We start from the raw sequence: 26,069 nt of genomic DNA on the forward strand, positions 1-26,069 counted from the left end.
GTATACAAAGTCGCGGTCCGATAAAGAGGATGAAATGAACGAACCGATGATCCAGTTGCTGGTCCTGGCCGGAATTGCCGTTTTCCTGATCCTGCGCCTGAAAAGCGTGCTGGGGACGCGTGAGGGTTTTGAAAAGCCCCCCGTTCAGCAGCAGCCAGACGGGCAGAATTCGCGCCGTGACTTCGAGGTGATCGAAGGCGGCCCGGATCACGACATCACCGACCACGTTGCCGAAGACAGCGAACAGGCCCAGACCCTGACTGCGATGAAGCGGGTTGAGCCTAGCTTTTCGGTGTCCGAGTTTGTTCAAGGCGCGCGCGGCGCGTATGAGATGATCGTGATGGGGTTCGAAAAGGGCAATCTGGACGAAATCCAGCCCTTCCTGTCCGAAGAGGTGTTTGACACTTTCGTCGATGTCGTCGCAGCGCGTGAGGATCAGGGTCTGACGATCGAAGCTGAATTCATTGGGGTGCGAGAAACCGCGCTGGCCGATGTAAAGTTCGACAAGGACACCAACGAGGCCGAGATTACCATGCGCTTTGTGGGTGAGCTGACCTCGGTCGTGCGGGATCGCGGTGGGGATATCATCGAAGGCAACCCCAACACCGTCAAACGCCAAAAGGACAGCTGGACCTTTGCCCGCGTCATGGGCAGCGACGATCCGAACTGGCTGCTTGTTGCCACGGACGCATGATTGCTGCGCTTCGGTTGCTTTTGCTGGGGGCTGTGATGGCAACCTCTGCCAGCGCCGAAGCGACGCGGTCCATTCTGTCGTTTGACGATCTGGATGGCTGGGCCGCCGATGACCACGGGGCGGCTCTTTCGGTTTTTCTGAACACGTGTGGCGATCTAGATGACTCGGATTGGCGCGCACTCTGCAGTGTCGCGCAGACCTATGAAGCCGATGCCGCCCGATCTTTCTTTGAGCTGTTCTTCCGCCCCGTTCTGGTCGAAGACGGCAAGGACGCGTTGTTCACCGGGTATTTTGAGCCAGAATTGGACGGATCGCGCACCCGATCGGATCGGTTCCGATATCCGCTGTACAAAATGCCGCCCGAGGCGCGTGGGGCTGGGCAATGGCTGTCACGTCGGGACCTGTTGACCAGCGATGTTTTGCAAGGTCGCGGACTTGAGATCGCTTGGGTCGATGACCCGGTCGAGCTTTTCTTTCTGCAAATCCAGGGCTCGGGCCGTATCCGCCTGCCGGATGGCGGCGCATTGCGGGTGGGTTATGGGGGCGCAAACGGGCATCCCTACCGCTCAATCGGGTCGGAGTTGATCCGAAAGGGAGCGTTAGCCGCCCATCAGGTCAGTGCGCAGATGATCAAGACGTGGGTGCGCAAGAACCCCGAGGCCGGGGCCGAGCTGCTGTTTCACAACCCCTCATACGTGTTCTTCCGCGAAGTCACCCGCATCGCGCCCGAGCTTGGGCCTTTGGGCGCTATGAACCGATCCGTCACCACGATGCGCAGCATTGCAGCCGATCCGGGCTTCACGCCGTTGGGCGCGCCTGTTTGGGTTGAGAAGGACGGCAAAAACCCATTGCGACGGTTGATGATCGCGCAGGATACCGGTTCGGCTATCAAGGGCGCGCAGAGGGCTGATATTTTCTTTGGTACTGGTGATGAAGCGGGCCGCGCCGCGGGGCGTTTGAAAGACCCCGGACGCATGATCGTTTTACTGCCGATCCAACGCGCCTATGCACTGGCACCGGATTCGTTCTGATGGCACGGCGCAAACTCACCTCGGACGAAATCGAACTATGGCGAAAGGTCGCCAAACAGGCCGAGCGGATGCACCCCGAGATCCCGCAAACGGTGCATCCGACCACCCTGCCGAAACCGAAGCCCACCAAAACGCCAAAAGCGCGGACCGACACGTTTGAGCTTGGCCAGACCGCACCTTCTAAACCATCGCGCCATGCGCTGAAACCCTCTATCGCGGAAAGCCTGCGCGCTAGCCCGGTGCAGATGGACAACAAAGCGTTTGGTCGGATGAAGCGTGGCAAGCTCAAGCCTGAAGGCAAGCTGGACCTGCACGGAATGCGCGTGGATACGGCCCATCCGGCGTTGGTGCGCTTTGTTCTGACCGCCCAAGCGCAAGGTAAACGTCTGGTTCTGGTCGTCACCGGAAAAGGCAAGGACCGGGACGAGCCCGGCCCCATCCCCACCCCGCGCGGCGTATTGCGCAACCAAGTGCCGCATTGGCTGAGCATTCCGCCGCTGGCGCAGGCCGTGCTGCAAGTAACCCCTGCCCATATCAGCCATGGTGGCGACGGGGCGTATTACGTTTACCTGCGGCGTATCCGTTAAAAACTGCGCGCGGCGCGGGTGATCCCGATCCAGACCAACGCGCTGGCTGCGACGAAGAACGCTCCTATCCACAGGAATTGCTGATCCAGCGCGACGCGATGGTCGATCAACACTCCGGTCAGTCCCGGCCCGATGGCCGAGCCCAAGACCATCAGGGCGGTTGCCATGGCCTTGATCGCACCGATGTGGCGGGTGCCATAGAACTCGGCCCAGAACGCGCTGGGCAGTGTGCTATTGGCCCCCACAGTCAAGGCCAGAAAAACCAACGCCAAACTGGCCCCCACCAACCCTGTCACAAACGAGACAAGGGCAAACCCGATCGCCATGGGCAATAGGAAATAAGGCATCATCCGCGCGGTGCCCCATTTGTCCAAAGCCCAGCCGGTTGCAAACATCGCCAGCAGGGACACAGCGGTGTAGATCGGGAACAATGCAACCAGTTCGATATGCTGCCAGCCCTTGATCTCGGCCAGATGCACCTGATGAAAGAAAAACGCGGTGATGAAGGCGGATGGTCCCAGCAATGCTGGAGCCATAAACCAGAAAAGTGGACTAAGTAGAGCCTGTTTTCGCGTCCAATGGCGCCCTTTCATCCCGGTTGAGGAATGCTCAGACGCCAGGCTTTGCGGCGTGCGTTCCTGTCGCAGCAAACGCACCAGAACCGGGATCCCTAACAGCACCATTCCAGCTGAAATCACCCAAAGTATCCGCCAATCCAGCACTGCCATCGCGGCGACGAAAATGACCGGCAGCAGCGCCTCGCCGACCGAGAACCCGACCGAGGCAATGGACAGCGCTTTGCCCCGCGTGGCGGTGAACCAGCGTGTCATTGCCACCAGGGCCAGATGCACAGACATCCCCTGCCCGAACAGGCGCAACAGAAAGATGATGATGGGTAAAAGGAACAGCCATGCGTTCAGCGCCATCGCCATCGCGGCCAAGGCCAGACCGACCAGGACAACCGGCCCCAGAACGCGCACGCGAAACATATCGGTCAGCGCCCCGGCCCAGATCATGACCACGGCCGACACTGTCGTGCCCAGCGAATAAATCCCGCCCCACGCCCCATGGCTCAGGCCATACGCGGCGCGGATTTCGCCGGAAAAGATCGAGATGAAGAAGGTTTGCCCAAAGCTGGACAGAAATGTCAGCAAAAACCCCGCGCCCAGCCATGCTGCGTTGTCGCGCAGAAACCCGCCGGGCCGAGGCGACATCACGGGGCGCTTACCTGTGCCTGTCCGGTTTCGGTCAGAACGATCTCGGTCGCGCCGGTTGGGTTGCGCACATTGGCCGGGGCGATGACGTCAATCCCCCGCTGCTCGGTACCGAATGTGTCGCTGACCCGGCGGGCCGATGCGATAATTGCCAGCAACGCTGGCGAGGTCGCGGCCACGAAATGCGAGGATTGCGCATCGTCATTGAAAGCGGTCGTGTCCAGAATGTTGATCTTGTATTCAGACAGCGCCTCGGCCGAACTGATATTGCCCAGACGCTCACCCTTGGTGGTGCCGCGCAGCCGGGCCGAGATATTCAGCAACTTGTCCTTTTGCGAGGTGATGACGATGAACGGATCCGGCGGTGTCTTGATCACATCCATCTGCGAGCGGAACAGATCCACGTCCAGATCCGGTGAAATCAGCACCACGCCTTCCAGATTGCGACTGGCCCAGCCTGGTTCGCGCAATTCGGCCTGTCGCATCATCTCCATCGTCAAGGCAGTGCCCATGGAGTGCGCTACCAGAACCACGCGTTTGACTCCCATGGTTTTCAAGTGGCGGACGGTCTGCTCCAACCCGTCGCGGGCAAACAGCATACTGTCCAGATCATAGGCATAGCCATATCCGGTCGCCTGGCTGGGCCAGGAATAAACCATTGTGGCACCGGGAATATTCAGATCGTGTCTAAGCTGCGCGGCGCGAAACGCAGTTTCGGACTGTGTTGTGTTGTAGCCGTGAATGAAGATAGACACCTCATCCACGTTGCCCAACCGGGCTTTCAGATCGCCGGGCCCTTGTAACTCATCCACGGCTGCCATTACGAACTGCTTTTCGGGGTTTGGATTGGCGTAAGAGAAATCCAACGTTCCGGGTGTGTGATTGGGCGGGATCGAGACGGTCATTTCCAGAAACTGCAACCCATCTCCCCGCTTGAACCCGTAAGAGCCATCAGCCTCGCGCGCGCGGGTTGTGGTGGCGTAGATGGTTTGGGGTGTGCCCACATCCAAAGCCGACGGCACCGTTTCCGAGATGGTACGGTCGACGCAGGCTGTCAGAAGAGATGCAATCAAAAAAATGGAAATATAGCGCAGCACGAAAATAGCCCTCGAGGGTTTGCGCATAAGCTAACGAATTCCTGCCGCGGGTCCAAGCGCGACGGGTTCAACCAAGCAGCGAAAATCGGCCAGTGTCTGTTACAGGACGTATCGGCTCAGGTCGGTGGATTTGGTCAGCTCACCCAGATTGTCATCCACGAACTGCGCGTTCACAGTGATTTCCGCCCCGGCCTGATCGGGTGCAGTGAACGAGAGTTCTTCGAACACACGCTCCATCACCGTATAAAGCCGCCGCGCGCCGATGTTTTCGACGCTTTGGTTCACATCTGCCGCGATCTTGGCCAAAGCGGCGATGCCGTCATCGGTAAAGCTGACCGCAACCTCTTCAGTACCCATCAGCGCAGTGTATTGGCGGGTCAAGGCGTTGTCGGTCTCGGTCAGGATGCGGACGAAATCCTCTTCGGTGAGCGCTCGTAGTTCCACCCGGATCGGCAGACGCCCCTGCAATTCCGGCAACAGATCCGAGGGTTTGGCGATGTGAAACGCGCCAGACGCGATGAACAGGATGTGGTCGGTTTTCACCGGACCATGTTTGGTGGATACGGTGGTGCCTTCGATCAGGGGCAGCAGGTCGCGCTGCACCCCCTCGCGACTGACATCGCCACCGCGCGCTTCCGCGCGCGCGCAGACCTTGTCGATCTCATCCAGAAACACGATGCCGTTCTGTTCAACCGATTCCAAAGCCACGCGGTTGACCGTTTCATCGTCCAGCAGCTTGTCGGCTTCTTCCCCGATCAGCGCGTCATAGCTTTCGGCCACGGTCATGCGTTTCCTGACGGTGCGCCCGCCAAAAGCCTTGCCGAAGATATCACCCAAATTCATCATCCCCATCTGACTGCCCGGCTGTCCCGGCACGTCAAACATCGGCATCGGGTTTGAGCTGTCCGACAGTTCCAGTTCGATCACCGTATCGTCCAGTTCCCCCGCTTTCAGCTTTTTGCGGAACATCTCGCGCGTGCCCTCGCGGGCGTCTTCGCCGGCAATGGCGGTGATGACGCGATCCTCGGCGGCCTGATAGGCGCGCGCTTTCACGTCCTCGCGCATATACTCGCGGGTCTGGATGATCGCTGCATCGGCCAGATCGCGGATGATCTGTTCCACATCGCGGCCCACGTATCCGACCTCGGTGAACTTTGTGGCCTCGACCTTGATAAAAGGCGCGCGGGCCAGCTTGGCCAGACGGCGGCTGATCTCGGTTTTGCCGACACCGGTGGGGCCGATCATCAGGATGTTTTTGGGGTAGACCTCATCGCGGATATCATCAGCCAGCTGCTTGCGCCGCCAGCGGTTGCGCAGCGCCACGGCCACCGCGCGTTTGGCATCTTTCTGACCGATAATGAAACGGTCCAGTTCCGAGACAATCTCGCGCGGGGTCAGGTCGGTCACGGGTTGGGTCCTTTCGATCAGCGGTTTGGCTTACGTAGTCACCGCACAGGCGAAAACAACTGCGGCAGCGTTGGTTAGCAATGCGCCTGCCGGTTTGCAAATGCTTTCCATAGGTGAAACGTTTGTGCTCTGATACAATCATTTCAATATGTTGAGGGTCAGGAGCGCGCGAATGACGAAAATTGCCAAGATCACCCTGTTGTTCGTGGTGTTTGTGGACCTAATCGGACAAGGTTTGGTCTTTCCCATCATCAACTCATTGATCATGGAGACGAAATCCGGCTTCCTTCCCGACAGCACGCCGATGGGGCAGCGGCATTTCTACTATGGGCTGGTGATCGGGTGTTTCTTTTTGTCTTGGTTTCTGGGTGTGGTCTATGTCTCCAAAGTCTCGGATTCCATAGGGCGCAAGAACGCGCTTCTGGTCTGTCTGGCCGGGGCGTTGGCGGGCTATGCGCTGACGATTGCGTCGCTTTACCTCAACAGCCTTCTGCTGCTGATCATCGGGCGGTCAATCACAGGGTTCACGGCTGGCAACCAGCCCATCGCGCAGGCGGCAATGATTGATGGCAGCACGGACGCCGCCGATCGCGACCGAAACATGGGCTATATCGTGACCGGTGTCAGCTTTGGTCTAGTCGGAGGGCCCATCATAGGCGCCGTCCTGTCTGATGCGGCCCTGCTGGGCAGCGTGGCCACCCTTAAAACGCCGTTCTATGGCGCGTTTGCTCTGGTCCTGATCGCCATTTTCCTGGTGATCACCTTCTTCAAGGACACCCGCACCGAACGTGAACCCTTTGTCTTTCGCCCGCGTGATATCACCGATAGCCTGTTCGCTGTGCGCGGGCATCCGATGGTTCTGAAAATCTTGCCGGTCTATTCCTTCTTCATGATCGCCAACGTCACCTTTTACGTTTTTGTCGACAACTACCTGACCAGCCGGTTCGGCTATGGCGTGATCGGCGGCAGTATGGCGATGGTTGTGATCGGCTTTGCACTGGCCTTTTCCAGCACCTTCCTGGTGAAACCCGCGCAGGAAAGGTTCAGCAAGCACAAGATCATTTATGTCTCGCTGATCACGATGGTAATCTGCGGGCTAGCCTTTGCCTTCAGTCCTATCGGATGGCTGAGCTACGTGCCGGTGTTCTTCTTCTATTTCTTCTTCGGCGTATCCTACCCGACGCTACTGGGCCTGTTTTCCGCAAGTGTCAGCGAAACTGATCAGGGCTGGGTCATGGGCGTGACGACAGCCGTCTTCTGCCTGGCCGGAGGGGTCATGTCTCTGATCGGCGGCGGATTGATGAGCATCGACATCCGTGTGCCCTACTACATCGTCATACTTGCGGCGATACTGGGCCTGATCGGCATGCACCGCCGCTGGAAAGGGAAGGAGATTAAGGTTTTATTGGCCTGAGATTTCCTCGACCGTCAGATTGCCGTTGGTGTAGACGCAGATATCGGCGGCAATCGCCATTGCCTCGCGGGCGACGGTTTCGGCGGGTTTGTCGCTGTCCATCATCGCGCGGGCGGCGGCCAATGCGAAATTGCCGCCCGATCCGATGGCGGCGACGTTGTGTTCGGGCTCCAGCACATCCCCTGCCCCGGTGATCACCAACAGGTCTTTGCCGTCGGTCACGATCAGCATCGCCTCAAGCTTTTGCAGGTATTTGTCGGTACGCCAATCCTTAGCTAGCTCGACCGAGGCGCGGGCCAACTGACCCGGTGTGGCCTCAAGCTTGGCTTCCAGCCGCTCGAGCAGAGTGAATGCGTCGGCGGTTGATCCGGCGAACCCTGCGACGACCTCAAACCCACCGGGGGACAGGCGGCGCACCTTGCGGGCGGTGCCCTTGATCACCGTCTGGCCCAGGCTGACCTGACCATCCCCGGCAATCACCACCTGGCCGCCTTTCTTGACGCCAATAATTGTCGTGCCATGCCAACCGGGAAAATCGCTGTCTGCCATTGGGGCCTCCGTTCTTCACTGGCCCCCTATATGGGCCGGGCGTGCGTTCAGCGCAACTCTTCTCAAACTGCTCAAAAGATATGCACTAATTGCAATTCGGGGTTACCAGACTAGCAATTGTGAGACTCGGGTATTGATCCTACATGAGCCTCACAACCGACAAGAGGTCGGCTGTTTCAGTTAAAAGGAATGCGCAAATGGCAACCACCGCAAATATCCATGCGCCGCTCGGAGCAGCTACCATCCTGCATGTAGTGGACGCATTTTTCGGAACCTACGAAAAAGCACTAGCGTGGAATGAATCCCGCAAGACCCGCAAGCTTTTGTCGAACCTCAGCGACGCCCAACTGGACGATGTTGGCCTGTGCCGTGCGGATATCGCAAAGCTCTGATCTTTGCACCGACCACACCGTCAAGATGAGCCGCTCAGCCCCTGAGCGGCTTTTTCTTTGCGCATCCGTTTCTTTGGCTACCCATGAAAAAAGGCGCCCCGAACGAGGCGCCTTTGAATTCCGTTCGAAACCCGGGTCAGATCGAGTCTTCGATCCAGCTTTGCAGCGCGGCTTTCGGTGCCGCGCCAGCGCGGTTCGACACAACCTGACCATCCTTGAAAATGAACAGCGCAGGAATACCGCGGACGCCCATTGCAGCAGCCGAGTTGGGGTTGCTGTCCACGTCCACCTTGGCGATTTTCACCTTGCCGCCATATTCCGACGCCAATTCTTCCAGCGCGGGGCCAATCTGCTTACAGGGGCCACACCATTCGGCCCAGAAATCGACAACAACAGGGATGTCGGAATTCTTGACTTCGGCGTCAAAGGTTTCGTCGGTTACGGCTACGGTCGACATATTCTGTCTCCTGAATGGGGTAAACTCGGGAACAGAACGTAGGGGCGCGACTTGGCAAGGTCAAGATATGTGGGCGCGTGTCAGTGCATCCGTCACAATATCGTGTGGCAACCACATAAGCTGCGCGGTACGCGTCCACAGGATCGCGGTTTTGATATTCCGACCGGGATAGATCTGCGCCAGCGCGTGCGCATAAGCTCCCATCTGCCGCAACAACCCATCAGGGCAGGTTTCGGGGCTGTTTGGTGCGCTCATATTTGTTTTGAAATCAATGATCTGCACCTCGGTATCCGAGATGATCAACCGGTCGATGACCCCATGCAAACGCCGCCCGTTCAGCGTGGCCGTCACCGGAACTTCGGCCAGCGTGTCCGGCGCAAAGACTGGGCGCAGATGATCTGCGGTCAGGGCGGTTTTGGCCTCGGCCAACAGCTCGGACCTGTCTGCGTCGGACATATCCGGTAGAATGCGCGCGCAAAGCTGTGGCCAGTTTTCCGGCGGAGTCGACGGCAAATGCTCCAGCAGCAGATGCAGGCGCGTGCCGCGCAGCTTTGCGGCCTCTTCATCTTGCCCCGCATCTCCGAACAACGCCTTTGGCCCACCCAAATCTGATGGGCTGAGAATGTCCGGTTCAACCTCAGGCGCGTCCGGGTTCGAGCGGAACATATCGGGCAAGATCTGCTCTGCTGCACGGGTGTCTTTGTGTTCGGTTTCTGGCAATCCGTCCCAGTCCCCATGCGCCAATCGCAGGATCTCCGTGCCTTCGATGGCAACAGCCCCTGCCCGTTCCATGGCAGCCTGCACCATTTGATACCAGCTGGTTCCATCCGTTCCGACATCTCCCGCTGCGGCCACGATCAACCACTTCTCCGCCCGTGTTAGAGCCACATAGAGTAGGCGCAACCGTTCATTCTCTTCCCGTTCCCGAGCCTGCGCCCGCGCGCGGGCAATCAGGCTGGGTGAGGCATCGGCTGGTAATTTCCAGGCAGGAACACCGTCGCCCACCATAATCTCGGCATCGCGCGGGGCCTGTCGTTTGCCCGTATCTGGCAGGATCACGATGGGCGCCTCCAGCCCTTTCGAGCCATGCACCGTCATGACGTGGATCATATTGCCGACGCCGCTCATCTGTCGTTTGATTTCCAGATCGTCGGTCTGCATCCAGACAAGGAATCCGGTCAGGCTGGGAATATCCGTGCGCTCATAGGCCAGCGCCTGCGACAGCAGCGCGTTGATACCATCCTCGGCCTCGGCCCCCAGGCGACCCAGCAATTTGCGCCGCCCGTCATGGCGCGTCAGGATGCGTTCGATCAGGTCATAGGGGCGCAGAAAGTCGATCTGGCCGCGCAAATCGTTGAGAACCTCAAGCGTTTCAGGAAAGTCATCCGCGCGATGGCGCAAAGCCGCCCATAGAAATTGTTCCTGCCGCCGATGGGCCAGATCAAAGAGCTGTTGCTCGCTCCACCCGAATAGCGGAGATTTCAGCACGGTCGCCAGCGAAAGGCTGTCCTCGGGCGTGGCCAGAAAGCTCAGCAAGGCGGCAAGGTCTTTCACCGCCAGCTCTGCGCCGACCTTCAGCCGGTCCGCCCCTGCGATGGGCAGGTGCAGGGATTTGCAGGCGCGGATGATCTCGGCAAACAGGTCGGATCGGCGTTGTACGAGGATCAGGAAATCGCCCGGCTGCACCCTGCGGCGCACGAAGGTGCCGGGGATGTCGCCACCCTCGGGGATGGTTTCGCCCGAGTCGATCATGGTTTTGATAGACTGCGCAACCTGCTCGGCCAGGATCACCGTGTGATGGCGCGCGCCAGGTCGGTCGACCGGGTCGGTCCAGTCGGCATCCTCATCCGCTTCGACCTTTTCCACCACGGGCCACAGATCTACGCGCCCCGGTAAATCGGCCTTAAACGCCCGGTGCTGGCTGTCTTTGTGAAACCCGGCCTCGGCCCGGTTTTCGAACAGGATATCGACCAGAGACAAGATCGCACTGGAGGACCGGAAGGAATATTCCAACGTCGAATCCCAGAGTTTAGAGCCTGATTCTTTCAGCCGCCGCCCAAACTCTCGCTGCATGCGATCGAACGCGGCAGGGTCCGCGCCCTGAAAGGAATAGATCGACTGTTTCTTGTCGCCGACCACAAAGATCGTGCGTTCGACCCCGGACCGGGCCCCTTCCCCGCTGGTGAATTCCTGCGCCAGTTTCTCGATCACATCCCATTGGTCGGGGCTGGTGTCCTGCGCCTCGTCCACCAGAATATGGTCGATGCCGCCGTCCAGCCGATACAGCACCCATTCGGCCACCGCTGGGTCGTTCAGAACTTGCCGCGCACGCAGGATCAAGTCGTCGAAATCCAGCCAGCCGCGCAACTGCTTGCGACGCTCATATTCCGGCAGGAAGGCGGAGGCAAAACGGTGCAATACATAGGTCTTGCGCGCGGCGGCCAGCGCCAACCTCTGTTCGCGCGCGCCCTCGATGCGCAACATCAGCGCCTCAAGCTGTGGCATTCGGTCGGCCAAAGCGCCTTCGCGCAGGGCCTTGGTCGGAAAGCTGTTGATCTTGGCCGAAAACGGTTCCCTGGCGGACTTGCCCGTCAGGAAAACGCCTTCGAGGATTGGCAGGCTGTCCAATCGCGGCTCGGTAAAGGCGGCCAGTTTTGCGGCAGCCTTGGCGTTGTTGCCGCCGCTCTCGGACAGTGCCGGCAGGATCGAGCGGATCAGATCGACCTCACCTCCCAGAAAGACCTTGCGCAACAATGCGTCTTCGTCAAACCCGTCGGGCAGGTCAAATTTGCCCAGAATGTCGCCCCAGCCCAGCGCGTTTGCGAAAAGGTTCCGTTTCTGGGTCACGGCGGCTGTCAGAGCGTCAAATCCAGAGTCGGTTACAAACCGGGCCACATCCTCGATCAGTCCGGCCTGCGGTCCCGTGGCGAAATCTTCGACGATTTCCTCACGAAGTAAGGCGGCGGCGCGGTCTTCCATCTCAGAGAACTGCGGGCTGACCCCGGCCTCAAGCGGAAATCGGCGCAGCAACGCCGCGCAGAACGAATGGATCGTCTGGATCTTCAACCCACCGGGCGTTTCGATGGCGCGGGCAAACAAAGTACGCGCCTGCGCCAGGCGATCCGGGTCGATCATTCCCGCCACGCCCAGATCGGTCAGCTGCCTGCGCAACGGGTCATCACCCAGCATCGCCCATTCGCCAAGGCGCTTGAATAGGCGGTTCTGCATCTCGCTGGCGGCAGCTTTGGTGTAGGTCAGGCACAAGATGTGCTGCGGCTGCACGCCATCCAACAAAAGCCTCGCCACCCGGTCGGTCAGAACCCGCGTCTTGCCCGAACCCGCATTCGCGGCCAACCAGGTCGAGGCATCAGGCCGCGCTGCCTGCACCTGCCGTTCGGTGGCGTCGTTGCGGGCGCTCATGACAGATCCTCGGGCTTGGTCTCGGCGGTTCGGTCCCACTCGCCAAAACGGGCAAGGTGATCGTAGTCCCCGATATCCGTATCCTTGTGCAACATTCGCCGTGACGAGAACCCCTGATCAGGCTCTAAATAGGCAGAAATCAACTCTTTTAGTTCAGCCAACACCTTGTCAGTCGGTTCCTTGGCCAAGGGCGCAGGCACCTCTTTGTAGCTTCCGCCCATGCCGATAAACACTGCTTCGGCCACGGGCAGAGGGTCAAACCCTTCGATCCCGCCCTGCTCGGCCATGGCGGCTTCGATCAACAATTGCTTGTCGAACTTGGCTTGCTGACTTTCGGTGGGAGGTGTCCCGGTTTTATAGTCGATCAGTCGCACCGCACCGCGCGTGTTCAGGTCGATCCGGTCGGCCCGACCAACGATCGTGACATCCATCGGGGCGAGGACCAGTTTCATCGCCGCTTCGAACGCCACCGGCCCGCCATCGCCCCTGCGCGCGGTTTCAGCAGTCAGAAAATCGTCGGCAATACGCTCCAAACGCGCCAGCCACAATTTGCGTGCGGTTGGCCAGGCGACATGCTGGTCCAAGAGCATCTCGGCACGTTTCAGAAAGTTCTCACGGTTCAGTAGGGCTGTGTCCAAAACGCTGTCTTTCACGAAATGTTCGAGGATTTCATGAATCACGATCCCGCGCAGCAAGGCATCCGGTGCTTGCACTAATGGGTCCAGAGGTTTCAGCCGCAGTACATGTTTCGCATAAATAGCGTAAGGATCGCGGATCAGGCGTTTGATCTCGGTGACGCTCAAGCGACGAGGCCGCGACGCGACGGGCGGGCGCGGTGAGGGGCGCGCTGCCGCTTTGATCTCAGGTGCATGCTCCAGCTGTTCCGACCAACGCAACCATTGGCCGCCCCGGTCGCGCATCTTTGTAAGCGCCGAGCGTCCGCCCTGATCCGGCAAGCCCTGCAGCAGATTGGTCAACCGGTTCAACCAGCGCGACGGCACAGTTTCGGCGTCGTCCGAGCGGGTGGCGCGGGTCAACCAGACCTCGGGCGCGCCGATGGCCTGCTGGAAATCGTGTGCCGACAGCCCGATCCTCCGTTCCGGCAGCAACAAACCGACCTTGTCACGCATCTGCCGGTTCAACCAAGGGTCCGGGGCTGGGGCCTCGGGCCAGCTGCCCTCGTTCAAACCGCCCAGGATCAGAAGATCAGCCCCCTGAACCCGCGCCTCAAGCGTCCCCCAGATCATGATCCGGGGATGCGGCGCGTCACGGTCGCGAACCTCTTCCCCAGCCAGCAGCGCACCCAACAGATCGGCGAAATCATGCGCCGTCATCTGGCCGCCATGGCCGGACTCATCCTCAAGCGCAGTCAGAACGGCCAGTGCTTTTTGACCTGCGTTCTTGTCCCAAAGCGGACCGCTTTCGCCGGAGCTGCCGGTCGAGATCGCCTCGGCCAGACGACGCAAACGAGTGACCCATTCGGACAACGGCAATTCGCCCGAGATCTGTTGATCGCAGAAATGCCGGATCAACCATTGGATCCAGCCCTCAGACACTTCTTTGCGGATCGCAAAGGCGGTCAGGCTGGGCCCGTCTGGAAAAGGAGGACCATGGCGACGCAAATCCAATTCCAGATCGCGGGTGTGCAGCAAATGCGCACCCCGCTCATCACCACCGTGGCACAAAGGATGTTTCAGCAGCGTCAAAAGCGCCTCACCATCCAGCCGCCGGGTAAACAGGCCCGCCACATGGCGCAGGAACCGACCGGGCGGGGACAGTTGCAAGGGCAGACCCGCACTGTCGTCGGGTGTGATGTTCCAACGATCCAGAGCAGCGCTGACCTGTCGGGTCAACATCCTGTCCGGCGTGATCAGCGCCGCAGTTTGACCCGTTTCTGCCGCCTGTCGCAGCCGAAGCGAGATGGCCAAGGCTTCGCTGCGCGGAGATTGCGCCTCAACCAGGGTCAGGTCTGCGGTGGCCTCGGCCAAATCCGTCAGTTGCGGACCCTCGGTCATCCACGCATCCGTTATTGGCGCTGGGCGCAATGCCAGTGACACCAGCCGATTGCGCGGGGCTGAGGGTGGGGCATCCCGCGTCCAGCGTTCAATCTGATCGGGCCGCAGACCCAACATCGTCATCAGTTTACGGAATCGGTATTGCGGGTGATCTTCCGAGGTCAGCGCCTCGTCCAGCCGGGTCCAGACGGCGTCGGGTTGGTCAAAATCATATCCGGGCAGAATCAACGCGCCTTGCGGCAGGCGAGCGATTGCCTCCATCAACATCAGCGTGGTCCCACGCGACCCGGTTGACCCCGCCAGAATGACCGGATGTTGCGGCGGTTCCACCTGCCAACGGGCGATCAGATTTTCGACAACGCGCCGCTGACGCGCCTGTGCGTCCAGCGCGTTATCGCCAGTGTCCACGAACCTGTCGGCAATCCCGATAAACGCCTGCGCGCGGGCCCAATGGCCAGACATGTCGCTGACATCCAACTGCCGGATCGCCTCGGGGGAAACGCCTTCGCCCTGCATCTCGTCAATCAAGGCGGCCAGGCTGTCGGACAGATCAAACAGCGAGGACCGCGCCGCCAGATCGGGCTGTTGTTCCAGCAGTTTTGAGACCAGTTGAGTCAGTTCCAACCGTCGTCTCAGTGCTGGAATCGCGGGCGGAATCTGCGCAAGATTAATGCTTTCGCCCAGATCCGTGACCAGCGAAAGTCGCGGTAGCAAGCACGCGGGCCCTTTATCGAACAGGTCGCGAACCCGTCGCGCCATCCGCCGCGTGTTGACGACAAGTTGTACGCGAGCCAGCGCCTCGGGCGGTTGGCCGGTGCTGCGTGAGTGCAATCCCGCCACCAGCGCCTTGGGAAAATCCGAACCCGGTGGAACGGCAAAAACGCGCGGAGCCGTGGAGGGGTCAAACATCGGCAATCAACCCTTCGGCCAGCGCGATACCCTCTGGATGGCCTACATCGCACCATCGGCCAGGATAGGTCAGTGAAAACAGACGGTTGTCGCTGTGCATCCGGTCCCACAGCAGGTTCAGGGAAAAGGATGTCTGAGGGATATCCATCAGACCTTCAGTTTTCAAAATCTGCGCCCCGCCATAGATCAATCCGGGCCCGCGCGAGATGCGCCCATCCGCATCTGCGGTGAAATCTCCAGTGCCGGTGTAGCCCAAGGTTTGTGCCACAGGTACGCACATCAACAGCGCGTCCATTCGATCCGGGTCCCAAGCTTCCAGCAAGAGCCTCAACGGGTTCGGACCCGACCAGATTGCGTCAGGGTTCAGAGAGAACACCGGCCCCGACCCCAGCATCGGCAGCGCGGTGCGCAATCCGCCCCCTGTTTCAAGGATTTCGTCTGTCTCGTAAGACAGCAGCACGCCTTTCGGTGACAAATGCGCCTCAAGCTGCTCGGGCAAATAGTGCAGGTTGGCGACGATCCGCTGAGGGTTGATCGCATCAACCAGCTCGAGTGCGTGGTCGATCAGCGGCCGACCCGAAACCTCGATCAGCGGTTTGGGTCTATCTTTGGTCAGCGCGCCCATACGGGTCCCGAACCCGGCGGCGAATACCATCACAGCGTCGGGTGATTGCGTCATCTCTGTCGTAGCCTGTTCAGGTTTTCTTCGGTGGGCGCGGGCAGGGCGCTGCGCAGCAGATCAGCCACGCCGACCAGCGCGGGATGCTCTAGATCGCGCATTAAATGCGCCCATGTGGCCGGGATCAGGTCCACGTATTGGGGCTTGCCGTACTCCGTGGCCAGCCGGGCAAAACCACCCAGAATACGTAGGTTTCTTTGCGCCCCCAGCACCGTATAAGCGGTGCGGAAGTCATGATCGTTCACTCCGGTCTGCGAGATATAGTGATCAATCATACGCATCTCGGTTCCCAAGGATACGTCGCGACGAATGTCTTGCAACAAGGACACAAGATCATAAGCCGGATGCCCCAGCATCGCGGTTTGGAAATCCAGCAGTCCCACGCGTTTTACCCCGTTTCGATCGGGCAGCCAAATCAGATTCTCGGCGTGGTAATCGCGCTGGACCACGACCTTTGGTCCCGATGTTTCCTGGTGCAGGATGTCGGCAAAGCGATGCTCAAACCGACTACGCGCGTCTTGATCATGCGCGCCAAGAATGGCCTGCGCGTATTTGGTGAAGGACAGCGCCGACAACTCGGCCATCAGCGAGGGACCGTAAGACGGCAGGGACAGTGTTGGTGCCGCGTGCAGTGTGATCAGAACGTCCGTAGCAGCCTGATAGAGCTCCCGTTCCATCTCAGGGCGGGTTTCTAGGACACGCGCGAATAGGTCATCGCCCAAATCTTCCAACAGAAGGAACCCGAACTCGGTGTCCTCAGCGTAGATCCCGGGCGCGCTTAGCCCGGTCGCGCGCAGGTGGTGCGCCATCCGCACAAACGCTTCGACCGGTTCGGCTTGACCGGGGGGGGAATCCATCAGCACGGCCGTTGCCCCTGTCTCGGGATTGGTAAGCCGCTCGTACCTGCGGTTCGAGGCATCCCCGGCCAAGGGCGCGCGCAGGGCATTCGCCCAAGGTGTCTGCGCGATCAGTGCTTCGGCTAGAATGGCGCGGTTTGTCATGTGATCGCCTCCGGCAATTCAGCCCAGCGCGGGTCCGACCAACTGATCGTCAGATGGCGTTTATCCAGTGTATCAGGGTCTGTTTCAAACTTTAGCGTCAGCGCTGAGGCCGGTTTCAACGGCCCCAGTTTGTTTGGCCATTCGATCAGGCTGATCGCGGTTTCGAATGCGTCGGTCAGACCCAGTTCCTCGACCTCTTCCAGTGCGCTTAGTCGGTAGAGGTCGCAGTGCCAAATCTCGCCCAAGGAGGTGTCATAGACCTGCACAAGCGTGAAGGTGGGCGAGGGGACATCTTCGGGGTGGGTCATCACGGATTGGATCAGACTGCGCGCGAAATGTGTCTTGCCGCTGCCGATCTCGCCGTCCAGCAACAGAACGTCGCCGGGGCGCAGCACGCGGCCCAGTAAAACCGCCAATCGGGCGGTTTCCTCGGGCGAATTCAGGGTGATTACATGGGGCGCGCTTGTCATGGCGCCACAATGGCCTTGCGCCCGGTTGGCTGCAACCCGGTTCAGGCGCTGATCTGGTGAATATCCTGACTTATCATCGCGTCCGCATCCGGTGAAAACCGCACGATCGTCGCGCCGTTCTGCATCGGGCACAAGGTGCAGATCAGGCGCGTGCCATTACGCAATCGCAGGTCCGCGGACCACTCGGATCGGTTTTCGCGCATGGCTACGAAATCTCGGATTTCGCCAAGGACCGGCGTTGCCAGGCATTGATCCTGCCAGCCCCGTGTCACATCAAGGATCGAGTCAGGCTCGAACCCGCTGTCGTCGGTTTCACCCCACAATTCCTGATAGGCGTAATTGGTGAAAGCTAGGGTTCCATCCGCACCAAACACAGCGATTGCATCCGCCAGCTTGTCCAGAATGGATTGCATCAGGTCCATCTCGGACCGGAAGCGGCGGGTCAGGGTGATCTCGGCCGTGATGTCCTCGAACAGAAAGGCGACGGCACCGTCAGGGTGCGGGCGGCCGCTGACCGAATAGACCGAGCCCGAGGGCAGGGACCATGTTTCCTGATAATTCCCGTCCTCGGCCGCTTCGAGAAGATCGTTCATCTGGCTGCGCCAACCGCGATAATTCTTTGGTTCGGGCATCATGTGCTGATCGCGCAGCCGGTCGAAAAAGCTGGACAGGCTGGGGCGACAACTGAGGAAATCGGGCGGCAGGGCGGTCAGGTCGATCAGGGCGGGGTTGAACAGGGCCAACTGACGGTTTCGGTCGAAAATGGCCAGTCCGATGGACAGCTGTGCGAACGTCTTGGTCATCGTCTGCACAAATTTGCGCTGGGCGGTTTCGGCGTCGACGATGGCATTGATGTCGACTGCATAGCACAAATGCCCCTCGGGGTGATCCGCCAGCGTCAGGTCGAACCAGAGCTTGCTGTCGCTGCCCTCGGTCGAGATCGAAACGCGCGACTTTCCTGACGGTTTTGCGTCGTCTTCAAGGCCCGGGAAGAGCGGTGCGGTCAGGTCCGTATCCTGCCCGCGCACTTTGCGTACCAATGCAATATAGGCCGCATTGCACCAGCGCACATTGGATTGGTGATCCAGCAACCAGACCGGATAGGGCGCACGTTCCATGGCCAATCGGATTGGATCGTTGGTTTCGCGATGAACAGTCGAGGGACACCCGCCACTGTCACGCAACTGAACCCGTACAATCCCATCGATCCATTCGCACAGGACATCGCGTTCTACCGTGCAATCAATCGCGGGGATCACCATGTTGCCTTCCTGCCGGATACGTTCGGGCGTTTCGGGGAACGAAGGGAAGTCCCGCTGCAACAGACGGCGCAGGTCCGGCCAGTCGCGCAGGTCGTCGAACCCTTCAAGCGCGATGTCCGAATGGCTGATCAAACGATCCCCATCAAACAGAAACACCGCATCGAACAGCGACGAGGGCGAGGAAAGGCCGAAATTGTCGCCTCTTTGCCTGCGACGTGGCAGCAGCCACTGCACCGCAAGGCTGGCAGAAACCAGACCGATAACAGCCAGAATGATCCAGTCCACCATGAGTTCCTCGCAGGGTTGCTCGTGGCGTCGGATAATGGGTTGCAATGGTTAACAGGGTCTTAACTCAGACCTCAATGCGCTGATTGGCACCGGATGGCACAGGGGTGTCGCCGGTCTGGGCATCCAGCAATTTGCGGGGCCATGTGACCCTGACGATTGCCCCCCGGTGATCGGGATTATCGGAATAGGTCTGATAGGGGTCCGAGCCATTGGCAAAGTCCAGCTCGGCCCCGGTCCGTTCCAGCAGCGTTTTGGCAATGAACAGACCCAGCCCCATACCTTCATATTCCGGGCGCGCGCGCTGGTCCGTCTCGGCGCGGCGGCGGCGCATGAACGGGTCACCGATGCGGCCGATCATCTGCGAAGGATACCCGCGCCCGTCATCCATGATGTGAACGGTAATCTGATCGGCCGTCCACTCGGCCTCGACCCAGACATTGGCGCGGGCGAAATCCACCGCGTTCTGGATCAGGTTGCGCAGCCCGTGAATGATCTCGGGTTTGCGCAGGATCGAGGGTTGCTGCACATCGCCGTCATCGGCGGGCCCTTCCAGGAAATGAACGCTCTTGCCTCGGTTGATATGAGGCTCTGCGGCTTCATGCACCACGGTGGATAGCGGGGCTTGCCGCAAATGCAGGTCGTCCTTGCCTGCCCGACCCATGTCACGCAGGATATCGCGGCACCGGTTGGCCTGTTCGCGGATCAGGGCGGCGTCTTCCTTCAGGTCGGGGCGGTCGTCCAGTTCCTCATAGAGTTCAGAGCTGGTCAGCTTGATCGTGGCCAGCGGCGTGCCCAACTCATGCGCGGCGGCGGCGACCACGCCGCCCAGATCAGTCAGCTTCTGTTCCCGCGCCAGCGCCATGTGCGTGGCGGACAACGCGTCAGACATGGATTGCACCTCAGAGCTGACCCGATGGGAATAGGCCCCCAAAAAGACGATGGCGATCACTATGGCAGCCCAGTTGCCGAACAGCAGGATGTCGGGGATATCCAGATCCATGCCCACATCCGTGCGTAGCGGCACATGAAACTCGGCCAGCAGGGTGGTCAGCGCGATGGCCACACCGCCAATGATCAGGGTCGAACGCGTGCTCATCACGCTGGCCGAGATCGTGACCGGCCCCACCAACAACAAGGCAAAGGGGTTGTTCAGCCCGCCCGTCAGATACAAAAGGATGGTCAGTTGCAGCAGGTCGAACAGCACCATCAGGAAGTTTTCGAACTCGGACAGGCGCTTGTTGCGAGGAAAAACAAGGATCGCCGTCAGGTTTCCCATGACGGATACGCCAATCGCCAGATAGCACAGCATCACGTCCAGCTGCACACCATAGGTCTGTTGCGCGACGGTGATGGCGGTGATCTGGCCGATGATGGCCACCCAGCGCAACAGGATCAGCGTGCGCAGCCTGATCCAGCTGCTGCGTTCCTGTCCACGCCAGAATGTGATGTTGGAATTGGCCATGGGTCCATTTTGTCCTGTTGCATCGGCTGACCATCTTGATAGGTGTCCGGGCCGAAACGATCAACAACCCCTCTGATCTTTAGGATTGATGCTATGGTCCGCCTTTTCGCCATTCTCGCCGCTGTTGTTCTTGCCATAGGTCTGGGGGCTATGTGGTTGCTGACGCGCGGAGCCGGTTCGGACGACAAGTTCACGCAATGCCGGTCCAGCCAGATCGCAGGCGGCACCGCCGCCATTGGTGGACCGTTCGAGCTGATCAACGGCGAAGGTCAAACCGTCACCGATACCGACGTGATCACCGAACCCACGCTGGTCTATTTCGGCTACACCTTCTGCCCCGATGTCTGCCCCTTCGATATGTCCCGCAATGCCGAGGCCGTGGATATTTTGGAAACCCGCGGCCAGTCGGTGACGCCGCTGTTCATCTCGATCGATCCGGACCGCGACACGCCCGAAGTTGTGGCTGACTATGCCTTCAACCTGGGTGGAAAGACCATCGCTCTGACCGGTTCGGCCGAACAGGTCAAGGCTGCGAGCCAAGCTTACAAGACCTATTACAAGGCCCATGACAAAAGCGACGAATACTATCTGGTCGATCATTCCACCTTTACTTATCTGGTCACCCCTCAGGACGGGTTTATCGAGTTTTTCAACCGGAATGACACAGCCCAGCAGATGGCGGATAAGGTCGGGTGCTTCCTGGACAAGATCTAGGACTTAATGGCCTGTTTGACCTTTGCCTTGGCGCTGCTATTACTCAGTACCAAGCCAACGGCGTGAAATAGCGGAAAGAATAGAATATGGCGGACAGCTCTGACCTGGATATCGGCCCGGATAAATCCCTGCTTCTGGTGGATGATGACGAGCCCTTTCTGAGACGTCTGGCCAAGGCCATGGAAAAGCGCGGTTTCGAGGTTGAGACCGCAGGCTCGGTCGCCGCAGGACGGGCCATTTCCACCGCCCGCCCACCTGCCTACGCGGTTGTGGATTTGCGGCTTGAGGATGGCAACGGGCTGGACGTGGTCGAAGTGCTGCGTGAAAAGCGCCCCGACAGCCGGGTCGTGGTTCTGACCGGCTATGGCGCTATTGCTACTGCCGTGGCCGCCGTAAAGATTGGCGCGACCGACTACCTGTCGAAACCCGCCGATGCCACCGACATCACCAATGCGCTGCTGACCAAAGATGACGAGCTGCCGCCGCCCCCGGAAAACCCTATGAGCGCCGACCGCGTACGTTGGGAGCATATCCAGAGGGTCTATGAACTGTGTGACCGGAACGTCTCGGAAACCGCGAGGCGGCTGAACATGCACCGCCGGACGTTGCAGCGAATTTTGGCGAAGCGCAGCCCGCGGTGAAGCGGATTTTTTGAATGTCATTCAGCTTTAAGTGTAAAACTTGTGGCGAGAGACATGAAGTTCTTCCGAGTTTCGGGCCCGAGGCTCCACTAAGCTACGCGGTTTTGGATGAAGAAGACCAAAAATCACGCGCCGAGCTTGGCACTGATGATTGCATCATTGATGATCAATACTATTTTGTTCGGGGTAGGTTGCAGCTCCCTATCATAGGACAAACTGAGCCCTTTGTATGGTTGGTCTGGTGTTCATTAAGCCTAGACAGTTATGCGCAATGGCGAGAAATGTTTGGTGAAAAAAAGCGAGCGCATGTTGGCCCATTTTTTGGTTGGTTGAATGTTCAGCTCCCCTTTTATGAGGACACTTTGAATCTTGCTACTTCTGTTCAATTGGTTGACGCTGGATCCCGACCGCTCGTCACAGTTCACGAAGCAGACAACCAGCTGTACTTCGATCAGCGTGACGGGCTGTCCCAGGCAAAGGTGGAAATGATGGTCCACGACCTTTTGCATCCAGAACTGTAATTTTCAGAAACCTCATGTCACAGCTTCGTGACTTGCACCTCTGCGCCCTGAGACCAATTGTTCGCTTCTGGAAAACACTTAACAAGACAGGAACTTCATAGATGATCGGCTATGTGACCATCGGCGTCTCGGATATGGAACGCGCGAAGAAATTCTATACGGAACTGCTTTCGGATCGCGGCGCAAAGGTGGTCAACGATGTAGGGCGCATCGCGTTTATCGGAACCAAACCCGGAGAGGCGATGTTGGCCGTCTGCGAGCCCTATGACGGAAATGAATGCTCTGTTGGCAATGGCGTCATGATCTCGTTTGCCGCCGAATCCGAGGATGAGATCAAAACGCTCTATAATAAAGCCCTCAGCCTTGGTGCAACCGATGAAGGCGCGCCGGGTGTCCGTGTGCCGGGTCGGTTCACTGGCGCTTATGTGCGAGACCACGACGGCAACAAAATCTGCTTTTATATGTTTGCTTAAAGCTGTGCCAAGAGGGCGGCGTGTCTGTCCGTGTAAGCACGCCGTACCTCGATCGGGGGGCGCAGAACGATGTTCAGCCCCTCCATCGCGGTCTTGTCGGGGTGTCCAAAAAACTTCGTCGCCTCGGCCTCGGAAAAGCCTGCGATCTGCGTGGCCTCCATCCAGGCGCTGATCTTGTCGGCCTTTTTTATCTGACGCTTCACCGTTTTCGGCATGGCGGCGGGCAGGCCGAACCGAATGTGGATCGCCGCGGCCAACCGGTCATCCAGCGCGCCATAGTCGGGACCGACGGCGGATTTGACTGGAGAAATCATATCTCCAATCACGTATTCGGGGGCGTCATGTAACAAAGCAGCCAACCGCCATTTGACCGGAGCCTTCGGGGCGATGCGGCCATAGAGTTCTTCGACCAGCAGCGAATGTTCGGCCACGGAATAAGCAAAATCCCCCGCCGTCTGACCGTTCCAGCGCGCCACAAAGGCCAGTCCATGGGCGATATCTTCGATCTCGATATCCACCGGGGTCGGATCCAGCAGATCCAGCCTGCGGCCAGACAGCATCCTCTGCCATGCGCGGGGTTGTGTTGCCATTATACCATGCCTTGTCCGAACAGCCGCGATTGCGCCGCAATTTTGTGGTATGGTTTACCTGTCAAGATCACCAGCTGCCAACTTTTTCTTGAGCATTCGTGCTTTGAACAAGTGCGCGGTGATACCGACATGAAGTACCGAGGGGGGCGCATGCTTCTCCCGGTGTGCCCCTCTCGATTGAAACCAGAATCGAAAGGAGCTTGTTATGTTCAAGCGTTTGTTTGGAATTGCACTGGCCTTTGGCATGGCCGCCACTGCCCCTCCGGCGTTTGCCCAGCAGCAAAGTTGTGCGCAGCGTGACCACGTGATCGCCAAGCTACAAGACAGCTATTCGGAACAGCTGGCGTTTGGCGGATTGCAGAAATCACGCGGCGGGCAATCGGTGATGGAGGTTTGGACCTCACGGGAAACGGGAAGCTATACCGTTTTGGTGACCCATGCGAACGGCCTGAGTTGTATCGTCGCCGTTGGCACCGATTTTTTCGAAGCGATCCCCAAGATCAAGGTAGAAGGCACGCCTAGCTAAGTTTGGCGCATAAAATCCCGTTTCCGGCCATCTGCGTTGCCACGTCCCCAAAGGGATGCTAGGGGCAACCCGGACCAAGATTTACCGGAATGGAGTACCTGATGGCCGGGGACTATATCGTCAAAGACATTTCATTGGCCGGGTTCGGCCGCAAAGAGCTGGATATTGCCGAAACCGAGATGCCGGGGCTGATGTCCCTGCGTGCGGAATATGGCGAAAGCAAGCCGCTAAGCGGCGCGCGGATCGTCGGCTCTCTGCACATGACTATCCAAACCGCTGTTCTGATCGAAACGCTGGTGGCGCTGGGCGCGGATGTGCGCTGGGCGTCGTGCAACATCTTCTCGACCCAAGACCATGCTGCCGCTGCGATTGCCGAGGCCGGTATCCCCGTCTTCGCCATCAAAGGCCAGACGCTAGAAGAACATTGGGATTATCTGGACAAGTCCTTCCTGTTCGACGAAGGCCCGAACATGATCCTGGACGATGGCGGCGACGCGACGCTGTACATCCTGCTGGGCGCGCGTGCCGAAGCGGGCGAAGACATCATCCCCGTTCCGGGTTCGGAAGAGGAAGAGGTGATCAAGAAGCAGATCGCCAAGCGCATGGCCGCAAGTCCGGGCTGGTTCACCAAGATGCGCGATCAGATCCAGGGTGTGTCTGAGGAAACCACCACCGGCGTGAACCGGCTGTATCAACTGGTCAAAGACGGCCACCTGCCGTTCCCGGCAATCAACGTCAATGACTCGGTCACCAAATCGAAGTTTGACAACAAATATGGCTGTAAGGAATCGCTGGTTGACGGTATCCGCCGCGCTACCGACACCATGATGGCCGGCAAGGTTGCCGTCGTCTGCGGCTATGGCGACGTAGGCAAGGGGTCGGCCGCCTCACTGCGCGGTGCCGGTGCCCGGGTGAAAGTCACTGAGGTTGATCCGATCTGCGCGCTACAGGCCGCGATGGACGGGTTCGAGGTGACACTGCTGGAAGACGAAGTTTCCAGCGCGGATATCTTCATCACCACCACCGGCAACAAGGATGTGATCCGCATCGAGCATATGCGCGAGATGAAGGATATGGCCATCGTCGGCAACATTGGCCACTTCGACAACGAAATTCAGGTGGCCAGCCTGAAGAACCACAAGTGGACCAACATCAAAGAACAGGTGGACATGATCGAGATGCCCTCGGGCAATCGTCTGATCCTGCTGTCCGAAGGCCGGTTGCTGAACCTCGGCAACGCCACGGGCCACCCCTCGTTCGTGATGTCGGCGTCCTTCACCAACCAGGTTCTGGCGCAGATCGAGCTGTTTACCAAGGGTGATGAGTACGAAAACAAGGTCTATATCCTGCCAAAGCATCTGGATGAAAAAGTCGCGCGTCTGCATCTGGACCGGATCGGCGTGAAGCTGACCCAGATGGATAGCGAACAGGCGGCCTATATCGGCGTGAAACCCGAAGGCCCCTATAAGCCCGAGCACTACCGCTATTGATCGCGGATCGGGTATGACGAAACGCACAGGACGCCGCCGGTTCACGCAACTGGCGGCGTCTTTCTTTTCCATCATCGTATTTCTATTTCTTGTTGGCTCTGCCGGATTCCTTCTGGTGACACACCCGAAGTCACCCTTGCCTGACCATTGGAACCCCCTGCGCGATCTGTCGGTTACGGCCCCGGTCACTCTGATCACGCGGTTTCAGCTGAACCGTGCTCTGGCGGATGAGGCGCAATGCAAGGCGGTACTGTCTGCGGACGAAGTGGCGTTTGCTGAGATGGAGGATTTGGTCGTCGATCAGAATTGCGGGATCAGCGGACGGGGCCTTCTGTCGCGCGTTGTTACCGCAGATGTCCGAGGGGTCGAAACGCGCTGTACCACAGCTCTGCGTCTTGCCATGTGGGAACATCACGTGGTTCAGCCTGCTGCGCGGGACATATTGGGTACTGAGGCGCGTGCTCTGCGGCACCTGGGCAGCTATAACTGCCGCCGGATGCGGACCGCGCAGGGGCAGGACAGCCGATGGAGCAGTCATGCAACTGCAGATTCCATTGATATCGTGGGGGTCGATCTGGCCGATGGACGCACACTAAACCTGTTGCGCGACTGGCCAACTGAAGGGCCCGAATCCGAATTTCTACGCCAGATCGGGCAGGGCGCTTGTGATTGGTTCCGGGTGGTGCTGAGCCCCAATTTCAACAAGCTGCACGAGGACCACTTCCATTTGCAGGGGCCGGGCTGGGGCTATTGCAGATAATCCGGC

At 59.2% G+C, this 26,069-nt stretch carries 25 protein-coding genes; 12 read left to right on the forward strand and 13 right to left on the reverse strand.

Annotated elements, in window-relative coordinates; translation table 11 throughout:
* Positions 1–34 precede the first annotated feature (34 nt).
* From ACR3E7_RS14040 to ACR3E7_RS14050, 3 genes are read left to right on the forward strand one after another with little or no spacing between them, the layout of a single operon-like run.
* Positions 35–694: a Tim44/TimA family putative adaptor protein gene (locus tag ACR3E7_RS14040; RefSeq protein WP_170771321.1), complete on the forward strand. Its 660-nt coding sequence runs from the start codon at positions 35–37 to the stop codon at positions 692–694.
* Positions 691–1,725, forward strand: a complete 1,035-nt coding sequence (gene mltA, locus ACR3E7_RS14045; protein WP_480505375.1) for a murein transglycosylase A — start codon at positions 691–693, stop codon at positions 1,723–1,725. Before ACR3E7_RS14040 ends, mltA begins: the two co-directional genes overlap by 4 nt.
* Positions 1,725–2,312 carry a Smr/MutS family protein gene (locus tag ACR3E7_RS14050; protein WP_480505373.1) on the forward strand — a complete coding sequence of 196 codons (588 nt, stop codon included), beginning with the start codon at positions 1,725–1,727 and terminating at the stop codon, positions 2,310–2,312. Before mltA ends, ACR3E7_RS14050 begins: the two co-directional genes overlap by 1 nt.
* Here the strand turns inward: ACR3E7_RS14050 and ACR3E7_RS14055 are convergent.
* The 3 genes from ACR3E7_RS14055 to hslU all read right to left on the reverse strand — a co-directional run bounded on the left by ACR3E7_RS14055 (position 2,309) and on the right by hslU (position 6,030).
* Positions 2,309–3,526, reverse strand: a complete 1,218-nt coding sequence (locus tag ACR3E7_RS14055; RefSeq protein ID WP_480505371.1) for an MFS transporter — start codon at positions 3,524–3,526, stop codon at positions 2,309–2,311. The genes ACR3E7_RS14050 and ACR3E7_RS14055 overlap by 4 nt on opposite strands.
* Positions 3,526–4,650 (reverse strand): alpha/beta hydrolase, encoded by a 1,125-nt coding sequence (locus ACR3E7_RS14060; protein ID WP_480505370.1) that lies wholly within the window; start codon positions 4,648–4,650, stop codon positions 3,526–3,528. Before ACR3E7_RS14060 ends, ACR3E7_RS14055 begins: the two co-directional genes overlap by 1 nt.
* A 72-nt stretch (positions 4,651–4,722) precedes the next feature.
* Positions 4,723–6,030, reverse strand: coding sequence for an ATP-dependent protease ATPase subunit HslU (gene hslU, locus ACR3E7_RS14065; RefSeq protein WP_480505368.1), 1,308 nt, complete (start codon positions 6,028–6,030; stop codon positions 4,723–4,725).
* A gap of 172 nt (positions 6,031–6,202) precedes the next feature.
* Here hslU and ACR3E7_RS14070 point away from each other — a divergent pair, with 172 nt between their 5' ends.
* A complete protein-coding gene (locus ACR3E7_RS14070) occupies positions 6,203–7,444 on the forward strand; it encodes an MFS transporter (RefSeq protein WP_170786204.1) in 1,242 nt (413 codons plus the stop codon).
* Here the strand turns inward: ACR3E7_RS14070 and hslV are convergent.
* Positions 7,433–7,993: an ATP-dependent protease subunit HslV gene (gene hslV, locus ACR3E7_RS14075; protein WP_170771306.1), complete on the reverse strand. Its 561-nt coding sequence runs from the start codon at positions 7,991–7,993 to the stop codon at positions 7,433–7,435. The two genes, ACR3E7_RS14070 and hslV, sit on opposite strands and share 12 nt — an antisense overlap.
* A gap of 197 nt (positions 7,994–8,190) precedes the next feature.
* On the opposite strand from hslV, the gene ACR3E7_RS14080 reads away from it, so the two are divergent.
* Positions 8,191–8,385, forward strand: coding sequence for a DUF1127 domain-containing protein (locus ACR3E7_RS14080; protein ID WP_170771304.1), 195 nt, complete (start codon positions 8,191–8,193; stop codon positions 8,383–8,385).
* Positions 8,386–8,521: 136 nt separating this feature from the next.
* Here the strand turns inward: ACR3E7_RS14080 and trxA are convergent, their stop codons facing one another.
* The 8 genes from trxA to regB all read right to left on the reverse strand — a co-directional run bounded on the left by trxA (position 8,522) and on the right by regB (position 20,348).
* On the reverse strand, positions 8,522–8,842 hold the full coding sequence (trxA, locus tag ACR3E7_RS14085; protein WP_170771302.1) for a thioredoxin: 321 nt from the start codon (positions 8,840–8,842) through the stop codon (positions 8,522–8,524).
* A 60-nt stretch (positions 8,843–8,902) separates the two neighbouring features.
* Positions 8,903–12,262: a double-strand break repair helicase AddA gene (gene addA / locus ACR3E7_RS14090; RefSeq protein WP_480505365.1), complete on the reverse strand. Its 3,360-nt coding sequence runs from the start codon at positions 12,260–12,262 to the stop codon at positions 8,903–8,905.
* Positions 12,259–15,186 (reverse strand): double-strand break repair protein AddB, encoded by a 2,928-nt coding sequence (gene addB, locus ACR3E7_RS14095; RefSeq protein ID WP_480505363.1) that lies wholly within the window; start codon positions 15,184–15,186, stop codon positions 12,259–12,261. The genes addA and addB overlap by 4 nt, the downstream gene beginning before the upstream one ends.
* Entirely contained in the window at positions 15,179–15,865 is a 687-nt protein-coding gene (locus tag ACR3E7_RS14100) for a nucleotidyltransferase family protein (RefSeq protein WP_480505361.1), read from the reverse strand. Before ACR3E7_RS14100 ends, addB begins: the two co-directional genes overlap by 8 nt.
* The gene (locus tag ACR3E7_RS14105; RefSeq protein ID WP_480505359.1) at positions 15,862–16,866 is read right to left on the reverse strand and encodes an aminoglycoside phosphotransferase family protein; all 1,005 of its coding nucleotides are present in this window, start codon (positions 16,864–16,866) and stop codon (positions 15,862–15,864) included. The genes ACR3E7_RS14100 and ACR3E7_RS14105 overlap by 4 nt, the downstream gene beginning before the upstream one ends.
* Positions 16,863–17,336 carry a tRNA (adenosine(37)-N6)-threonylcarbamoyltransferase complex ATPase subunit type 1 TsaE gene (gene tsaE / locus ACR3E7_RS14110; RefSeq protein ID WP_480505357.1) on the reverse strand — a complete coding sequence of 158 codons (474 nt, stop codon included), beginning with the start codon at positions 17,334–17,336 and terminating at the stop codon, positions 16,863–16,865. Before tsaE ends, ACR3E7_RS14105 begins: the two co-directional genes overlap by 4 nt.
* A gap of 41 nt (positions 17,337–17,377) precedes the next feature.
* Positions 17,378–18,886, reverse strand: a complete 1,509-nt coding sequence (locus ACR3E7_RS14115) for a PAS-domain containing protein (protein ID WP_480505355.1) — start codon at positions 18,884–18,886, stop codon at positions 17,378–17,380.
* A gap of 64 nt (positions 18,887–18,950) precedes the next feature.
* On the reverse strand, positions 18,951–20,348 hold the full coding sequence (gene regB / locus ACR3E7_RS14120; protein WP_170790184.1) for a sensor histidine kinase RegB: 1,398 nt from the start codon (positions 20,346–20,348) through the stop codon (positions 18,951–18,953).
* A 93-nt stretch (positions 20,349–20,441) separates the two neighbouring features.
* On the opposite strand from regB, the gene ACR3E7_RS14125 reads away from it, so the two are divergent.
* The 4 genes from ACR3E7_RS14125 (at position 20,442) to ACR3E7_RS14140 (ending at position 22,697) form a co-directional block, all read left to right on the forward strand.
* Entirely contained in the window at positions 20,442–21,062 is a 621-nt protein-coding gene (locus ACR3E7_RS14125) for an SCO family protein (protein ID WP_480505353.1), read from the forward strand.
* A gap of 86 nt (positions 21,063–21,148) precedes the next feature.
* Positions 21,149–21,703, forward strand: a complete 555-nt coding sequence (locus ACR3E7_RS14130) for an ActR/PrrA/RegA family redox response regulator transcription factor (protein ID WP_170771283.1) — start codon at positions 21,149–21,151, stop codon at positions 21,701–21,703.
* Between the two features lie 14 nt (positions 21,704–21,717).
* Positions 21,718–22,224 (forward strand): DUF2199 domain-containing protein, encoded by a 507-nt coding sequence (locus ACR3E7_RS14135; RefSeq protein ID WP_170786220.1) that lies wholly within the window; start codon positions 21,718–21,720, stop codon positions 22,222–22,224.
* A gap of 101 nt (positions 22,225–22,325) precedes the next feature.
* Entirely contained in the window at positions 22,326–22,697 is a 372-nt protein-coding gene (locus ACR3E7_RS14140) for a VOC family protein (protein ID WP_170771279.1), read from the forward strand.
* Here the strand turns inward: ACR3E7_RS14140 and ACR3E7_RS14145 are convergent.
* Positions 22,694–23,287, reverse strand: coding sequence for an HD domain-containing protein (locus tag ACR3E7_RS14145; protein ID WP_170771277.1), 594 nt, complete (start codon positions 23,285–23,287; stop codon positions 22,694–22,696). The two genes, ACR3E7_RS14140 and ACR3E7_RS14145, sit on opposite strands and share 4 nt — an antisense overlap.
* A 205-nt stretch (positions 23,288–23,492) precedes the next feature.
* On the opposite strand from ACR3E7_RS14145, the gene ACR3E7_RS14150 reads away from it, so the two are divergent.
* The 3 genes from ACR3E7_RS14150 to ACR3E7_RS14160 all read left to right on the forward strand — a co-directional run bounded on the left by ACR3E7_RS14150 (position 23,493) and on the right by ACR3E7_RS14160 (position 26,063).
* Positions 23,493–23,813 carry a hypothetical protein gene (locus ACR3E7_RS14150; protein ID WP_170771275.1) on the forward strand — a complete coding sequence of 107 codons (321 nt, stop codon included), beginning with the start codon at positions 23,493–23,495 and terminating at the stop codon, positions 23,811–23,813.
* Positions 23,814–23,914: 101 nt separating this feature from the next.
* Positions 23,915–25,303, forward strand: a complete 1,389-nt coding sequence (gene ahcY, locus ACR3E7_RS14155) for an adenosylhomocysteinase (protein ID WP_170771582.1) — start codon at positions 23,915–23,917, stop codon at positions 25,301–25,303.
* A gap of 13 nt (positions 25,304–25,316) precedes the next feature.
* Positions 25,317–26,063: an extensin-like domain-containing protein gene (locus ACR3E7_RS14160; RefSeq protein ID WP_480505349.1), complete on the forward strand. Its 747-nt coding sequence runs from the start codon at positions 25,317–25,319 to the stop codon at positions 26,061–26,063.
* Positions 26,064–26,069 lie beyond the last annotated feature (6 nt).

Source organism: Ruegeria sp. BK1, assembly GCF_056535645.1.

What these genes read in the sequence shown, in the direction of transcription:
- ACR3E7_RS14040 (WP_170771321.1), top strand. Translation starts at nt 35, where the DNA reads ATGAACGAACCGATGATCCAGTTGCTGGTCCTGGCCGGAATTGCCGTT.
- mltA (WP_480505375.1), top strand. Translation starts at nt 691, where the DNA reads ATGATTGCTGCGCTTCGGTTGCTTTTGCTGGGGGCTGTGATGGCAACC.
- ACR3E7_RS14050 (WP_480505373.1), top strand. Translation starts at nt 1,725, where the DNA reads ATGGCACGGCGCAAACTCACCTCGGACGAAATCGAACTATGGCGAAAG.
- ACR3E7_RS14055 (WP_480505371.1), bottom strand. Translation starts at nt 3,526, where the DNA reads ATGTCGCCTCGGCCCGGCGGGTTTCTGCGCGACAACGCAGCATGGCTG.
- ACR3E7_RS14060 (WP_480505370.1), bottom strand. Translation starts at nt 4,650, where the DNA reads ATGCGCAAACCCTCGAGGGCTATTTTCGTGCTGCGCTATATTTCCATT.
- ACR3E7_RS14070 (WP_170786204.1), top strand. Translation starts at nt 6,203, where the DNA reads ATGACGAAAATTGCCAAGATCACCCTGTTGTTCGTGGTGTTTGTGGAC.
- hslV (WP_170771306.1), bottom strand. Translation starts at nt 7,993, where the DNA reads ATGGCAGACAGCGATTTTCCCGGTTGGCATGGCACGACAATTATTGGC.
- ACR3E7_RS14080 (WP_170771304.1), top strand. Translation starts at nt 8,191, where the DNA reads ATGGCAACCACCGCAAATATCCATGCGCCGCTCGGAGCAGCTACCATC.
- trxA (WP_170771302.1), bottom strand. Translation starts at nt 8,842, where the DNA reads ATGTCGACCGTAGCCGTAACCGACGAAACCTTTGACGCCGAAGTCAAG.
- addA (WP_480505365.1), bottom strand. Translation starts at nt 12,262, where the DNA reads ATGAGCGCCCGCAACGACGCCACCGAACGGCAGGTGCAGGCAGCGCGG.
- addB (WP_480505363.1), bottom strand. Translation starts at nt 15,186, where the DNA reads ATGTTTGACCCCTCCACGGCTCCGCGCGTTTTTGCCGTTCCACCGGGT.
- ACR3E7_RS14100 (WP_480505361.1), bottom strand. Translation starts at nt 15,865, where the DNA reads ATGACGCAATCACCCGACGCTGTGATGGTATTCGCCGCCGGGTTCGGG.
- ACR3E7_RS14105 (WP_480505359.1), bottom strand. Translation starts at nt 16,866, where the DNA reads ATGACAAACCGCGCCATTCTAGCCGAAGCACTGATCGCGCAGACACCT.
- tsaE (WP_480505357.1), bottom strand. Translation starts at nt 17,336, where the DNA reads ATGACAAGCGCGCCCCATGTAATCACCCTGAATTCGCCCGAGGAAACC.
- ACR3E7_RS14115 (WP_480505355.1), bottom strand. Translation starts at nt 18,886, where the DNA reads ATGGTGGACTGGATCATTCTGGCTGTTATCGGTCTGGTTTCTGCCAGC.
- regB (WP_170790184.1), bottom strand. Translation starts at nt 20,348, where the DNA reads ATGGCCAATTCCAACATCACATTCTGGCGTGGACAGGAACGCAGCAGC.
- ACR3E7_RS14125 (WP_480505353.1), top strand. Translation starts at nt 20,442, where the DNA reads ATGGTCCGCCTTTTCGCCATTCTCGCCGCTGTTGTTCTTGCCATAGGT.
- ACR3E7_RS14130 (WP_170771283.1), top strand. Translation starts at nt 21,149, where the DNA reads ATGGCGGACAGCTCTGACCTGGATATCGGCCCGGATAAATCCCTGCTT.
- ACR3E7_RS14135 (WP_170786220.1), top strand. Translation starts at nt 21,718, where the DNA reads ATGTCATTCAGCTTTAAGTGTAAAACTTGTGGCGAGAGACATGAAGTT.
- ACR3E7_RS14140 (WP_170771279.1), top strand. Translation starts at nt 22,326, where the DNA reads ATGATCGGCTATGTGACCATCGGCGTCTCGGATATGGAACGCGCGAAG.
- ACR3E7_RS14145 (WP_170771277.1), bottom strand. Translation starts at nt 23,287, where the DNA reads ATGGCAACACAACCCCGCGCATGGCAGAGGATGCTGTCTGGCCGCAGG.
- ACR3E7_RS14150 (WP_170771275.1), top strand. Translation starts at nt 23,493, where the DNA reads ATGTTCAAGCGTTTGTTTGGAATTGCACTGGCCTTTGGCATGGCCGCC.
- ahcY (WP_170771582.1), top strand. Translation starts at nt 23,915, where the DNA reads ATGGCCGGGGACTATATCGTCAAAGACATTTCATTGGCCGGGTTCGGC.
- ACR3E7_RS14160 (WP_480505349.1), top strand. Translation starts at nt 25,317, where the DNA reads ATGACGAAACGCACAGGACGCCGCCGGTTCACGCAACTGGCGGCGTCT.